The organism is Paenibacillus sp. Y930 (assembly GCF_056786375.1).
The window spans coordinates 35,506-50,390 of the sequence record NZ_JBXCIX010000001.1; the positions used below are offsets into that span (position 1 = coordinate 35,506).

General features: G+C 44.4%; 10 protein-coding genes. 9 read left to right on the plus strand and 1 reads right to left on the minus strand.

Features of this window, described 5'->3' with window-relative positions:
- Positions 1-93: 93 nt before the first annotated feature.
- The 5 genes from AC1TO5_RS00270 (at position 94) to AC1TO5_RS00290 (ending at position 4,561) form a co-directional block, all read left to right on the plus strand.
- On the plus strand, positions 94-492 hold the full coding sequence (locus AC1TO5_RS00270; protein WP_482060789.1) for an Rrf2 family transcriptional regulator: 399 nt from the start codon (positions 94-96) through the stop codon (positions 490-492).
- A gap of 185 nt (positions 493-677) precedes the next feature.
- A complete protein-coding gene (locus AC1TO5_RS00275) occupies positions 678-1,241 on the plus strand; it encodes a hypothetical protein (protein ID WP_482060790.1) in 564 nt (187 codons plus the stop codon).
- 21 nt (positions 1,242-1,262) lie between these two features.
- Complete coding sequence (locus AC1TO5_RS00280; protein WP_482060791.1) at positions 1,263-3,125, plus strand: hypothetical protein; 1,863 nt, start codon at positions 1,263-1,265, stop codon at positions 3,123-3,125.
- 144 nt (positions 3,126-3,269) lie between these two features.
- Positions 3,270-4,286, plus strand: coding sequence for a phosphotransferase (locus AC1TO5_RS00285; RefSeq protein ID WP_482060792.1), 1,017 nt, complete (start codon positions 3,270-3,272; stop codon positions 4,284-4,286).
- Positions 4,287-4,387: 101 nt separating this feature from the next.
- A complete protein-coding gene (locus tag AC1TO5_RS00290) occupies positions 4,388-4,561 on the plus strand; it encodes a hypothetical protein (protein WP_482060793.1) in 174 nt (57 codons plus the stop codon).
- 149 nt (positions 4,562-4,710) lie between these two features.
- Here AC1TO5_RS00290 and AC1TO5_RS00295 read toward each other — a convergent pair whose 3' ends face one another.
- Positions 4,711-5,106, minus strand: a complete 396-nt coding sequence (locus AC1TO5_RS00295; protein WP_482060794.1) for a GNAT family N-acetyltransferase — start codon at positions 5,104-5,106, stop codon at positions 4,711-4,713.
- 377 nt (positions 5,107-5,483) lie between these two features.
- Here AC1TO5_RS00295 and AC1TO5_RS00300 point away from each other — a divergent pair, with 377 nt between their 5' ends.
- The 4 genes from AC1TO5_RS00300 (at position 5,484) to AC1TO5_RS00315 (ending at position 14,881) form a co-directional block, all read left to right on the plus strand.
- On the plus strand, positions 5,484-6,263 hold the full coding sequence (locus AC1TO5_RS00300; RefSeq protein WP_482060795.1) for a class I SAM-dependent methyltransferase: 780 nt from the start codon (positions 5,484-5,486) through the stop codon (positions 6,261-6,263).
- Between the two features lie 257 nt (positions 6,264-6,520).
- Positions 6,521-13,891, plus strand: a complete 7,371-nt coding sequence (locus AC1TO5_RS00305; RefSeq protein WP_482060796.1) for a beta strand repeat-containing protein — start codon at positions 6,521-6,523, stop codon at positions 13,889-13,891.
- Positions 13,892-14,040: 149 nt separating this feature from the next.
- The gene (locus tag AC1TO5_RS00310; RefSeq protein WP_482060797.1) at positions 14,041-14,214 is read left to right on the plus strand and encodes a hypothetical protein; all 174 of its coding nucleotides are present in this window, start codon (positions 14,041-14,043) and stop codon (positions 14,212-14,214) included.
- Between the two features lie 265 nt (positions 14,215-14,479).
- Positions 14,480-14,881: a GntR family transcriptional regulator gene (locus tag AC1TO5_RS00315; RefSeq protein WP_482060798.1), complete on the plus strand. Its 402-nt coding sequence runs from the start codon at positions 14,480-14,482 to the stop codon at positions 14,879-14,881.
- The last annotated feature ends 4 nt before the right edge of the window (positions 14,882-14,885 follow it).

A 14,885-nucleotide genomic window follows, 5' to 3' on the forward strand; every position in this document is an offset into this window, starting at 1 on the left:
GGTAGGTCATAGTTTAATGTAATGATCTACCTTGACACTTCAGCGATGGTAAGGATATTATGGATACAATAAGTCTTTGATTGAGGTGACCTGATGAAATTTACAAAAGCGACAAATTACGCACTACACACGATGCTATTACTCGTTGACGATTCTCCAGTTAAGCTAGTAGGTGTCCAGCAATTAGCTGAAACACAAGGTGTTTCACCAACTTATCTGTCCAAAATATTAACGAGACTCGTGAAAGCAGGAATGATCGAATCGGTTTCTGGAGCTAATGGCGGCTACCGATTATTACGTAAAAAAGACGATATTACATTTTTGGATATTATCCACGCGATAGAAGGTACAGCATCCTTATTTGAATGTAACTTTGTTCATAGCGACGAATGTTCGATTCAAGCCGTTATGAAGGAAGCGGAGATGAAGATGGAGCTGCATCTCAAAACTACTAAATTAACAGACTTGGCGCCAATGAATACAAATCAGTAGATGTAAAATCATATATGTTCCACTTCGAATCATCGAAGGCCACCTTTAGCGGTGGTCTTTTTGTTACTTCAAATACATGATAACCATCATGGTAGACCGAGATTGTAGAAGGTTTGAAGGATAAAAGTGCAACAATATTTGATGATTTTCGTCTATACAGTTAAGGAAAATTATGGAGGCGAATTGTGAACGATCAAATATTTCAACGAGATTGGGAATTGTCTCAAGCAATCACAAGTTTAGCACGTACATATTTGAAGGAAGAATTAGCGGTAGAAGAAGTTATGACTAAAGTATTGAGCTCACAACTGTATAAGGACTGGAGTAGTGAAACGCGTACCTTCGGCATTGCATGTGAGCAACGAGATTATTATGAAGATTTACTAGGAAGTATTCAAGCTGAGGATTATTCGAATCTCATTCGTTCCTATAGCGATCAATACTTTACAGCAGAAAACCCCGAGCTACCGACAAACTCTATGCAATATGATCATATTTTTGAGCAGCTAGGCATGAACGTAACGGTTGAACAATTAGGATTTGAAATTGCACAGCTTTCCAAATTAATTGGAACACGATCTCCTTTGTATTATGAGACGCTACTTAACCTTTTCACAGGAACTGCTCTTTTGGACTTAGAGGAAGATCACTTACAATGCATATTCGCAAATGAAGTAGTAGTAGTTAACTTTATTGAGCAATTTTTTCAAACTTACAAAATAGATACTACTGAGGTCGAGTCGCAATAAAAACTTGATAAGGAGGCAACAATGGCGAACTTTCGATTGATCATGCTAGTTATAGCATTCGAAGTGCTTACTACAGCCTTTGTCGTACTTGGCATCTATTTCGGTTTTACTGCATTTCCGGTCTTTGAAGCAACAATATCGTCGGTAGAACATGCCGTACAATCAAGCGGTTTTAATGCAACAATCCCATTATATATGCCGACGCTCTCAGACTTGAAAGTTCCATATACACATCTGCAGCCTGGAGCAGTATCATGGGGAGTGCTATCCTTTCTTATGTGTGCAGTGATGATTGTCATGCAAAGCTTTGTCCGCGGCATGTATCTTGGCGGTCTAAAAGCAGCGGTAATGCAAGAAACCTCTGTTCCTTTGTTCGCATGTGGACGTAAGTTTTTCAAAGGAATGCTGGCATGGTCACTGTTTCATTTACTGATGGGAATCATAACATTTTTTCTAGCTATCATGTTTTTTCCGCTAGGAGTTATTTTAATCATTGCATTAATGTTTTACTCGCTCACGCCTTATTTGATCGTACTGCAGCACATATCATTCGGTGAAGCACTATCCAAAGCACCACGAGTGTTCCGCCGTTCTTTTGGAAAATTGCTACCGTTAGCAATTTTGGCGTTGATCTGCACATTGTTTATAAGCTTAACGAAATCATTAACTTCATCGTTTGGTTATGTGATCCCGCTAGTAGCTTTCGCCATAATAGGCACTATGCTACTCAGAGGGCTGATGGGAATACTTATTACGAAGCTGCAGGAAAATAATGAGCAGGTACCGCAGTTGCCATTTCACGAAGTCAAAAGTAGTCGATTATCTACATTTATTTCCGTACTGCTCGTACCAGTAATAATTACGGTAGGGGTTGTTGTGTCCTCAGGCCAACTTCTAGTAGCTTTTGATTGGGGGAGTAAAAATCGATTTTCAGGTGTTTCCTTTTTCACGAATTTTTCTGAAGTTTTTCATTTGTCACAGCAGCAGTATACAGTTTACGAGTGGCAATCAGGGGATTATCACATTGATATTCAGCTTCCAAACTTGTCTAGCGATCAAAAACCAGTGCAATTACGTGGTATAGCGAACATAACTTGGAATGTGATGGAAGAAGTTCGAACTGTAGATGGGTATTCAACGCATATAGATGTTCAGCCCTTTACCCGAGAAAGTAAGCTCATGTATCGACTTGTTCGTGAAACTGCACAAGACGGTACGACTTACTACTCCAGCATGAATGGGTTCGCTTCAATTATGCAAGGCAGTGAACATGCTCGGGAACCCTTATCCATCCAACTAATGGTAAGCGGAGATGGTAGTAATATATTTGTACTCCAATACCCAACGAGGTTCAGTGTACAAAAAGTATTCCGTGTTTCCGATAATGGAGAGTACTTAATTCCGAGATCAAGCGAAGTCAATCCAATGTATTTCCATACTTACTGGTTCAACGAGGAACATAATGCAGAAGAAATTTTTGATTTCCTTGCCATCAAAAATCAACTGAATTATTTACCCACGCTTAATAGAGCTTATATAGCGCTTGTTGTAGCATTGCAAGAGGCCGATGGGCAAAAGGTTGTTGAAATATTGGAGTTGATGAAGCTGAAGGATATAGACGTCAAGGCGCCAGATTGGAATGAACTCGAATGGACGAATTACTTACGAAAGCAGTACGATGGAGCGAGCTTAGAGCAAATGCTAGAGCTGATGAAAAATGCTGGCATTCAGTTTGGCTATGAAAGTAAGGAAATAGCCGAAACTAGTTCTGAGACATTCGATTACTACGAATTAGAGGTCCCATTCCCGAAGGATACGATCACGATAAAATATGGACGTTCCAAAGAAGATGGTAGTCTTCTTTCACTCTCCGTACTCGACTAACTAATCCTTATAATACCTTCTTGCCAGAGATGACAATCTTCATCAAACAAGAACATTCGGGTTAGATGAAACTTTTAATATTCGGAATTTAATTAGAAATATGAGATATACGATAACTAGAAAAGCTCCAGGGGGAATTTTATTATGAGTGAAATACAGTATAATTTACAATTCGAAAAATTGTGTACTTCCCTAGAATTGGGTGAGATAGCTGGTATGCCTGAACAGATATCAGGTGGACTCTTACATAGAATGTATGCAGTTGAAACGACAGTCGGAAAGTACGCAATTAAAGCATTAAACCCTCAAATAATGGTTAGACCTGCCGCTAGGCTGAACTATTACAATGCTGAAAGTATTTCAAACATAGCAGCTAAGAAAATTAAAGCACTCCCTGCGTTAGTAATACATGGGAAATTCATTCACGAAATAGAGGGTCAATTTTATCTTCTGTTTCAATGGATAGAGGGTAGAAGTTTGAAACTCCATGAGATCAATAAAGATCATTGTGAGCAGATCGGTTCCATTCTTGCCGAAATTCATATGGCAGATTACTCTAAATTAGATCTTGTTAATGATTATCCAGATAATGTTGAGCAAATAGCTTGGAAATACTTTCTACAAAAAGGACAGGAGCATAACTCAGAGTGGGTGAACCTGCTACTTGTGATCATTGAGGATCTTGATAAGTGGAATGAACGGGCAAATAATACAGCAAAGCTTCTTGCAAATGATTGTATTCTAAGTCATAGAGATCTAGATCCCAAAAATATTATGTGGGATAACAACTGCCCTACGATTATTGATTGGGAAGCAGCAGGATTCATTCATCCAATGGTAGAGCTGACGGAAACTGCAATTTACTGGTCTGAAAATGAAGAGGGAACCATTGATAAAGAAAAATTTGTAGCATTTATAGAAGGCTATAAAAGTATATATGGAACTGTAGAAGCCAATTGGAAAGACATCTTTGATAATGGTTTTCTAGGAAAATTAGGATGGCTTGAATATAATTTTAAACGTTCACTATGGATCGAGTGTACAGACGAAGTCGAACAACGGTTGGGTACTGCACAAGTAATAGAAACGATAAACGTCATCAGACAATATGCAGATAGGATTCCTGAATTAGAACAATGGATAACTGAGGAAAGAGAATGATTCAACATTGGTAAAGTTAAACATACACAGGATGTCCGTATAGATCTAAGCTAGATTGCGTATTCTAAATTGTATGCGTAACAGGAAAGGAGTTTTACAATATGTCAGATGAGAAGAACTATGTTCATAACGATCATGAACTTACTGATAATAATGATCAAAGACAGAATAAAGTTCATGGCGGTGAGTACCGAAATGGACGGCTTAGTCAAATTAAAAACAATAATCCAGATGGTGAAGAAGTACCGAATGAATTTATAAGCAAAAATAAATAATTCTGCAAAAAGTGAGGAGCGAGATCGGCTAGCTAGTACAAGACCGATTTCGCTCCTCATTTATTTATTTATTTATTTATTTCCATTCTGCCATTCGTTGTAGAATCATAATAAATAATCCTACATGTGTTAACAGTCAATTGATATTGCTAATCGATTTTAAGAAGACGTATTATTTCACCGTCAATAACTTCTTCACTAACTTTTAGAAACCCCACAGATTCATACAACTTTCCAGCAATTAGATTTTCTGGTCGATGTCCAATCATTATTCTATTGCATTTTGAAATAATCATAAACTCAATCAACTTTTCCAATGCTGCCTTGCCATAACCTTTTCCTTGATGCTTTTCATCAATCATCATGGCAGGAATCCAATAGTGGTCATCTTTGTCTGGTTTCATACAAAATACGATAAATCCGACTAAAACCTCAGCCAAATAAATAGCCCGTAATTCAAAATCATCAACATATTTTGATTCTGCAATCCAATAAACAACTGGTGCAGGAAAGACATTAAGCTGTTCTGGTTTAACTTTAAGCAATGTACACTCATACCAATTTTCAATAGACACTGGCTTTAATGCAATTAATATACGAAATCCCCTCCAAATTTTACTTCGCAGAGGAATTTATCCTCTACGAATATTTCATAACCCTTCTTAAAACCACTGAGATTTGAATATTTTTCATCATGCATCACTCCTCTCGGAAATAGTACTCTAAGTAGCTTATTCGATAGCTTAATTATATATCCTTTTTTTAACATGCTTATTGTTGGATTCATAATTGACATGTTCCTATTATCATTGCTATTATAGATATGTTATATCCGTAATAGGTCAAATATTCTGATATACTTTATTAATCATTCATTCTTAAGTACTGGGATGTCATGACAAGAAGGAGAATGAGTCATTCAATGAATAGCAAACAATCAATTCATAATTCCATTGTGGGTTTAAATAATTATGAACTAGATTTCATTACTTCTATCGGAGCAGATATTATGTCCTTACTTCAGCCAAAAAAAGGGGAACAAATTTTAGATTTGGGCTGTGGTAATGGGAATTTAACAGCTCAAATCGCAGCGAGTGGTGCGATCCCTACTGGAATTGATATGTCGCAAGACACAATCAAGCGAGCGAAAGAAAAATATCCAGAACTTAATCTACAAGTACACGATGCCTCTCAATATGTTACTGATACTAACTTTGACGCTGTTTTCTCCAACGCTACTATACACTGGATTCAAAATGCCCCCGCAGTTGCTCAATCCATTTGGCTTGCACTTCGAGGAGGAGGACGCTTTGTAGCAGAATTCGCTGGCAGTGGTAATGTAGCCGTAATAACTTCAGCTATTAAGGAGGAGTTGGAGGTACATGGTTATGAATGGGAAGGAAGGAATCCATGGTATTTACCCACTATTGGTCAATACACTAGCCTGTTGGAGCAGACCGGTTTCAGAGTTATGTTCGCTCAGCACTTCGATAAGCCAACTCCACTCAAGAGTGAATTGGGTATTAGAAAATGGCTAGATGGGTTTGCCAATTACTTCTTCAACGATGTCTCCGCTGCAGACAAAGAATTGATATACCGTGCTATTGAAGCAAAGGTTGTGCCTCAACTCGTTCGCGATGGTCAATTGCTGATCGATACATCTCGATTGCGGGTTATAGCGATTAAAGAGCTAACAAAGTAACATTGAGATTATTTTAATGACTATTAGAAGAAACAGACCTGTACTCAGCAGTATTGCTGAGTACAGGTCTGTTCAAGATTTAATAATAAGTATCTGGTTGGTTTCTAAATTGATTTTTCGCCCACCTCAATCACAAGCGTGAATAGTACAAATCTTCTTTATTTTCCCATTCCAAATCTCCAAGATAATTCTATGTACATTCGTCCATTCCAATGAACTTTTAACCTCATACGTTATAAGAATGGAGGTGACATGAGTTGATAAATAACTTTATAAAAAAAAGAAAGATATCATCAAGCCATCGTGTAACAAAAAAATCTAAATTATCCAAAACCCAAAAATTCAAATTCAAGCATCAGAAAACCGTAAAAAAACGAAAGAAAAAACTTACCGCTTATCATCGAAAGAGTCAAAGAAAAAAAACATGTATCTATTGGACCCAATATTGTACTTGTAAATGGTATAAGAGCGGAAATAAATGCTCTATAAAGATAAAGAAAGGTAAACGAGGACCTCGGGGGTATACTGGGAAAAAAGGGGCAAGAGGAGCAACAGGGGCTACTGGAGATTTTGGCACTAGTCAAACAATATTAGTTGTTGAAGGTCCTACAGGTGATACGGTACCAGTACTATTAGGGCAGACACTATCATTTGAATCTACTACACTAGATATAAATGTTACACAAGGTTCTGCTATCGTTAGTATCGAGTTACCTTCAACTCCAATTGGACCTACCGGAGTCACAGGAAGCACTGGTGCTACAGGAGCTACTGGAGAAACCGGTACTACAGGTGAAGTTGGACCTACAGGAAGCACTGGAGTTAATGGAATTACAGGTGATGTTGGGTCAACGGGTTCCACAGGCATTACTGGTGCTACGGGTGATACAGGAGTCACTGGTTCTATTGGAATTACCGGAGCCACAGGCTATGTTGGATCAACGGGCGCTAATGGCGCTACCGGAGAAACCGGAGCTACTGGAGTCACTGGTGCAACTGGAATTACAGGAGCTACTGGCGATGTTGGATCTACGGGTGCAACAGGGGCTACTGGAGAAGCTGGCGCAACAGGAGATAACGGCAGTACTGGTGTTACTGGAGAAACCGGAAGTACCGGAGTTACTGGTGTTACAGGTGATGTTGGGCAAACGGGTTCCACAGGCATTACTGGCGCAATAGGAAATACCGGAGCTATGGGAGTCACTGGTGCTACTGGAGATACTGGAGATACTGGAGCTACCGGCAGTACTGGTGTTACCGGAGCTACGGGCGCTACCGGAGAAACCGGAGCTACTGGTGATGTTGGATCAACAGGTGCCACAGGGGCTACCGGAGATACTGGAATTACCGGAAGCACTGGTTCTATTGGAGAAACAGGCACTACCGGAGAAACAGGAAATACCGGCAGTACTGGTGTTAGTGGTGCCACTGGAATTACCGGAGCTACTGGTGATGTTGGAGTAACCGGAGTTACTGGTGTTACAGGTGATGTTGGGCCAACGGGCGCTACTGGAGAAACTGGAGCTACGGGTTCCACAGGCATTACCGGAGCTACTGGCGATGTTGGATCTACAGGCGCAACTGGCGCTACCGGAGTTACTGGTGTTACAGGTGATGTTGGGCCAACTGGAGCTACGGGTTCCACAGGCATTACTGGAGCTACAGGTACTACTGGCGCAACTGGAAATACCGGTAGTACTGGAAGTACTGGCGTTACTGGAGCAACAGGAAATACCGGAGCTACTGGCGATGTTGGATCTACGGGCGCTACTGGCGTTACCGGCACAACAGGCACTACCGGAGCTACAGGCATTACTGGCGCAACAGGAGATACCGGTATCACTGGTGCAACTGGAATTACCGGAGCTACTGGCGATGTTGGATCTACAGGCGCAACAGGCGCTACCGGTGAAACCGGAGCCACAGGCATTACTGGCGCAACAGGAAATACCGGCAGTACTGGAAGTGCTGGTGTAACTGGTGCCACTGGAATTACCGGAGCTACTGGCGATGTTGGATCTACGGGCGCAACGGGTGCTACCGGTGAAACCGGAGCTACAGGAGTCATTGGTGTTACAGGCAATGTTGGGCCAACGGGCGCAACAGGAGATATCGGCAGTACTGGAAGTACTGGTGCTACTGGTGCTACTGGTGTTACCGGAGCTACTGGCGATATTGGATCTACGGGTGCCACAGGGGCTACCGGAGAAACCGGCAGTACCGGAGTTACTGGTGTTACAGGTGATGTTGGGCCAACGGGCGCTACTGGAGAAACTGGAGCTACGGGTTCCACAGGCATTACTGGAGCTACAGGTATTACTGGCGCAATAGGAGATACCGGTAGTACTGGAAGTACTGGAGCTACTGGTGATATTGGAGTAACCGGAGTTACTGGAGTTACAGGTGTTACAGGTGATGTTGGGTCAACTGGAGCTACGGGTTCCAACGGCATTACTGGAGCTACAGGAAGCACTGGTTCTACTGGAGAAACTGGCAGTACTGGCGTTACCGGAGCTACAGGAAGTACCGGAGCTACTGGCGATGTTGGAACTACGGGTGCAACGGGTGTAACAGGGGCTACTGGAGAAACTGGCGATATCGGTGCCACAGGCATTACTGGCGCAACAGGCACTACCGGAGATACTGGAAGTACTGGTGTTACTGGTGCCAATGGAATTACCGGAGTTACTGGTGATGTTGGGCCAGCTGGAGCTACGGGTTCCACAGGCATTACTGGAGCTACTGGAGAAACCGGAAGTACTGGTGTTACTGGAATTACTGGAGAAACCGGAAGTACTGGTGTTACTGGAATTACTGGAGCTACTGGCGATGTTGGATCTACGGGCGCAACTGGCGCTACCGGTGAAACCGGAGCTACAGGAGTCACTGGTGTTACAGGTGATGTTGGATCTACAGGCGCAACTGGCGCTACCGGAACCACAGGTATCACTGGCGCAACAGGAATTACCGGAGTTACTGGCGATGTTGGATCTACGGGTGCAACTGGCGCTACCGGTGAAACCGGAGCCACAGGTATCACTGGCGCAACAGGTAATACCGGTAGTACTGGAAGTGCTGGTGTAACTGGTGCCACTGGAATTACCGGAGCTACTGGTGATGTTGGATCAACGGGCGCAACAGGCACTACCGGTGAAACAGGAAATACCGGCAGTACTGGAAGTACTGGTGTTACTGGTGCCACTGGAATTACCGGAGTTACTGGCAATGTTGGATCAACAGGTGCAACAGGGGCTACCGGAGAAACCGGCAGTACCGGAGTTACTGGTGTTACAGGTGATGTTGGGCCAACGGGCGCTACTGGAGATACGGGTTCCACAGGCATTACTGGAGCTACAGGTATTACTGGCGCAATAGGAGATACCGGTAGTACTGGAAGTACTGGCGCAATAGGAGATACCGGTAGTACTGGAAGTACTGGAGTTACTGGTGCAACTGGAATTACCGGAGCTACTGGCGATGTTGGATCTACAGGCGCTACCGGAGAAACCGGAGCTACTGGTGATATTGGAGTAACCGGAGTTACTGGAGTTACAGGTGTTACAGGTGATGTTGGGTCAACTGGAGCTACGGGTTCCAACGGCATTACTGGAGCTACAGGAAGCACTGGTTCTACTGGAGAAACTGGCAGTACTGGCGTTACCGGAGCTACAGGAAGTACTGGTGATGTTGGATCTACGGGTGCAACGGGTGTAACAGGCGCTACTGGAGAAACTGGCGATATCGGTGCCACAGGCATTACTGGAGCTACTGGAGAAACCGGAAGTACTGGAGTCACAGGCGATGTTGGATCTACAGGCGCAACAGGAGATACCGGAAGTACTGGTGTTACTGGAATTACAGGAGCTACTGGCGATGTTGGATCTACAGGCGCAACTGGCGCTACCGGAGAAACCGGAGTTACTGGAGTTACTGGAGTTACAGGTGATGTTGGGCCAACTGGAGCTACGGGTTCCACAGGCATTACTGGAGCTACAGGTACTACTGGCGCAACTGGAAATACCGGTAGTACTGGAAGTACTGGTGTTACTGGAGCAACAGGAAATACCGGAGCTACTGGCGATGTTGGATCTACGGGCGCTACTGGCGCTACCGGAGCAACAGGTAATACCGGTAGTACTGGAGTTACTGGTGCAACTGGAATTACCGGAGCTACTGGCGATGTTGGATCTACGGGCGCTACTGGCGTTACCGGCACAACAGGCACTACCGGAGCTACAGGCATTACTGGAGCTACAGGTATTACTGGCGCAACAGGAGATACCGGTATTACTGGTGCAACTGGAATTACCGGAGCTACTGGCGATGTTGGATCTACAGGCGCAACAGGCGCTACCGGTGAAACCGGAGCCACAGGCATTACTGGCGCAATAGGAAATACCGGCAGTACTGGAAGTGCTGGTGTAACTGGTGCCACTGGAATTACCGGAGCTACTGGCGATGTTGGATCTACGGGCGCAACGGGTGCTACCGGAGAAACCGGAGCTACAGGAGTCATTGGTGTTACAGGCGATGTTGGGCCAACGGGCGCAACAGGAGATACCGGAGCAACAGGAGATATCGGCAGTACTGGAAGTACTGGTGTTACCGGAGCTACTGGCGATATTGGATCTACGGGTGCAACAGGGGCTACCGGAGAAACCGGCAGTACCGGAGTTACTGGTGTTACAGGTGATGTTGGACCAACGGGCGCTACTGGAGAAACTGGCGATATCGGTGCTACAGGTATTACAGGTATTACAGGAAGTACTGGTGTTACAGGAGCAACTGGAATTACCGGAGCTACAGGAGTTACAGGAGTCGCTGGTGTTACAGGCGCAACTGGAATTACAGGAGTCACTGGAGCAACTGGAATTACCGGAGCTACAGGAGTTACCGGAGTTACAGGAGCTACAGGAAATACTGGTGCAACTGGTGATGTTGGATCAACGGGTGCAACAGGCACTACCGGAGAAACCGGCAGTACCGGAGTTACTGGAGTCACAGGTGTTACAGGTGATGTTGGGCCAACGGGCGCTACTGGAGAAACTGGAGCTACGGGTTCCACAGGCATTACTGGAGCTACAGGTATTACTGGCGCAATAGGAGATACCGGTAGTACTGGAAGTACTGGAGCTACTGGTGATATTGGAGTTACCGGAGTTACTGGAGTTACAGGTGTTACAGGTGATGTTGGGTCTACTGGAGCTACAGGAAGCACTGGTTCTACTGGAGCAACTGGCAGTACTGGCGTTACCGGAGCTACAGGAAGTACCGGAGCTACTGGCGATGTTGGAACTACGGGTGCAACGGGTGTAACAGGCACTACCGGAGATACTGGAAGTACTGGTGTTACTGGTGATGTTGGATCTACAGGCGCAACTGGCGCTACCGGAACCACAGGTATCACTGGCGCAACAGGTAATACCGGTAGTACTGGAAGTGCTGGTGTAACTGGTGCCAATGGAATTACCGGAGCTACTGGCGATGTTGGATCTACGGGTGCAACGGGTGCAACAGGGGCTACTGGAGAAACCGGAAGTACTGGAGTTACTGGAGCAACTGGGATTACCGGAGCCACAGGCGATGTTGGATCAACAGGTCCAACTGGGGCTAATGGAGAAACCGGTAGTACCGGAGTTACTGGAGTTACTGGTGTTACAGGCGATGTTGGGCCAACGGGTTCCACAGGCATTACTGGTGCTACGGGTGCTGCTGGAGTCACTGGTTCTACTGGAATTACCGGAGCCACAGGCGATGTTGGGCCAACTGGCGCTACAGGAATTACCGGAGTTACTGGCGATGTTGGATCAACAGGGGCTACTGGAGAAACCGGTAGTACCGGAGTTACTGGTGTTACTGGTGTTACAGGTGATGTTGGACCAACGGGCGCTACTGGAGAAACTGGCGATATCGGTGCCACAGGCATTACTGGCGCAACCGGCACTACCGGAGCTACTGGTGATGTTGGATCTACAGGCACAACTGGCGCTACCGGAGCTACTGGTGATATTGGAGTAACCGGAGTATCCGGAGTTACTGGTGTTACAGGTGATGTTGGGTCAACTGGAGCTACGGGTTCCACAGGCATTACTGGAGCTACAGGAAGCACTGGTTCTACTGGAGAAACCGGAAGTACCGGAGCTACTGGCGATGTTGGATCTACGGGTGCAACGGGTGTAACAGGGGCTACTGGAGAAACTGGCGCAACAGGAAATACCGGAAGTACTGGTGTTACTGGAATTACTGGAATTACAGGAGCTACTGGCGATGTTGGATCTACGGGCGCAACTGGCGCTACGGGCTCCACAGGTATTACTGGTTTTACTGGAGCAACTGGGATTACCGGAGCCACAGGCGATGTTGGATCAACAGGTCCAACTGGGGCTAATGGAGAAACCGGAAGTACCGGAAGTACTGGTATCACTGGTGTTACAGGTGATGTTGGGCCAACGGGTTCCACAGGCATTACTGGTGCTACGGGTGCTGCTGGAGTCACTGGTTCTACTGGAATTACCGGAGCCACAGGTGATGTTGGATCAACAGGGGCAACAGGGGCTACTGGAGAAACCGGTAGTACCGGAGCTACTGGAATTACTGGAACTACTGGCGATGTTGGATCTACAGGCGCAACTGGTGCTACTGGCGTTACCGGAGTTACAGGAGTTACAGGAGCTACAGGAAATACTGGTGCAACTGGAGCCACAGGTGATGTTGGATCAACGGGTGCAACAGGCACTACCGGAGAAACCGGCAGTACCGGAGTTACTGGTGTTGCAGGTGATGTTGGGCCAACGGGCGCTACTGGAGAAACTGGCGATATCGGTGCCACAGGCATTACTGGCGCAACCGGAAGTACCGGAGCTACTGGCGATGTTGGATCTACAGGCGCAACAGGAGATAGCGGCAGTACTGGAAGTACTGGTGCTACTGGCGTTACCGGAGCTACTGGCGATATTGGATCTACGGGTGCCACAGGTATTACAGGAAGTACTGGTGTTACAGGAGCAACTGGAATTACTGGATTTACTGGAGCAACTGGAATTACCGGAGTTACAGGAGTCACTGGTGTTACTGGCGCAACTGGAATTACCGGAGTTACAGGAGTCACTGGTGTTACAGGCGCAACTGGAATTACCGGAGTTACAGGAGTCACTGGTTTTACTGGAGCAACTGGAATTACCGGAGCTACAGGAGTTACTGGTGCTACGGGCGCAACAGGAAGCACAGGTGCTACTGGATTATTCCAACAATTTCAAGTATCTGAAAACAGCCCCAATACAACAGGTAGTTCTGCAAACTTAATAACTGCTGTCTCGTCTACACTAAAAATGATCACAATTACAGGAGTTACTGCTGGAAGTCGTATTTGGTTAACTGGAATTGTTGGTTGGCAAGATACTTCTGGGAGTTCAATAATCCAGTTTCAAATACTCCGCGGGGCTACTATTATTTTTAGCATCAATGCACATGGGAGTGGGAATAACAGATTTGCAACTACTAGTCTTAACCATGTCGATCTTACACCTGGGACTGGAAATGTAACCTATTCGTTAAATGCATTAGCACTTGCTGGTACAGCAACTGCTGTCGGTGGTATTACTTTTACAGGTGCTTTACTTTTACCATAGTAAACACCAGAATCAATATTAAGTTTAAAACTAGGCTGTCGATAAAATCTCGACATCCATTTTCACATTCATATATTAAACTTCTTTATATCTCTAGGATAGATTGCATATTCTAAGCTGTATACGTAACAGAAAGGGAGTTGTGCAATATGTCAGATGCGGAGAACTATGTTCATAACGATCATGAACTTACTGATAATAATGATCAGAGACAGAATAAAGTTAATGTCGGCGAGTTCCGAAATGGAAGACTTAGTAAAATTAAAAATAATAATCCTGATGGTGAAGAAGTACCGAATGAATTTATAAGTAAAAAAGAGTAAAAGCATCATGATGTCATAAGAGCTAGGTGGCTAATTTAGATACAGCTAACCTAGCTCTTTTTTCAATTAATCTGGCCTGTGGAAATGGTGAGTTAACAACTCTGATCGTATCTTCAGGAGCTAAAGTCACGTGGTTATAAAATCGGCGCATACATTTAATACATAAATGTAAACTATTGACTTAATTGTGTGTTAAGCGCATAATACATTAAAAGTGTATGAACCACTTAATACATACACTTTATTAAGAATGCGAGGTTACCTTATGAAATATGATAGCGAATGGACAGGAGTTATCTTTAATCATCGTGATCCGCTCTATTTACAGGTTATTCGGCATTTTAAGGAGCTGATTGCGATGGGAAAGCTTCAAGCAGATCAAATCATTCCATCTAGAAGAGAATTGGGAGCATTATTAAAGATAAATCCAAATACCGCTCAACGTGCGTATAAGGAAATGGAGGAACAGAGGTTGATTGTAACAGAAGGAAATTCTCCAAGTCGAATGACAAGCGATGAACAGATATTACGTTCTATTCGGACTGAGCTACTTACTGAATCTGTTGACCTATTTTTATTATCTGTACAAAACATCAATGTACCGCTGGATGAACTGTTGGAGCTAGTAAGTCGTAAGTATACGCATTTGCGAAAGGAGGATCAGTAAAGAG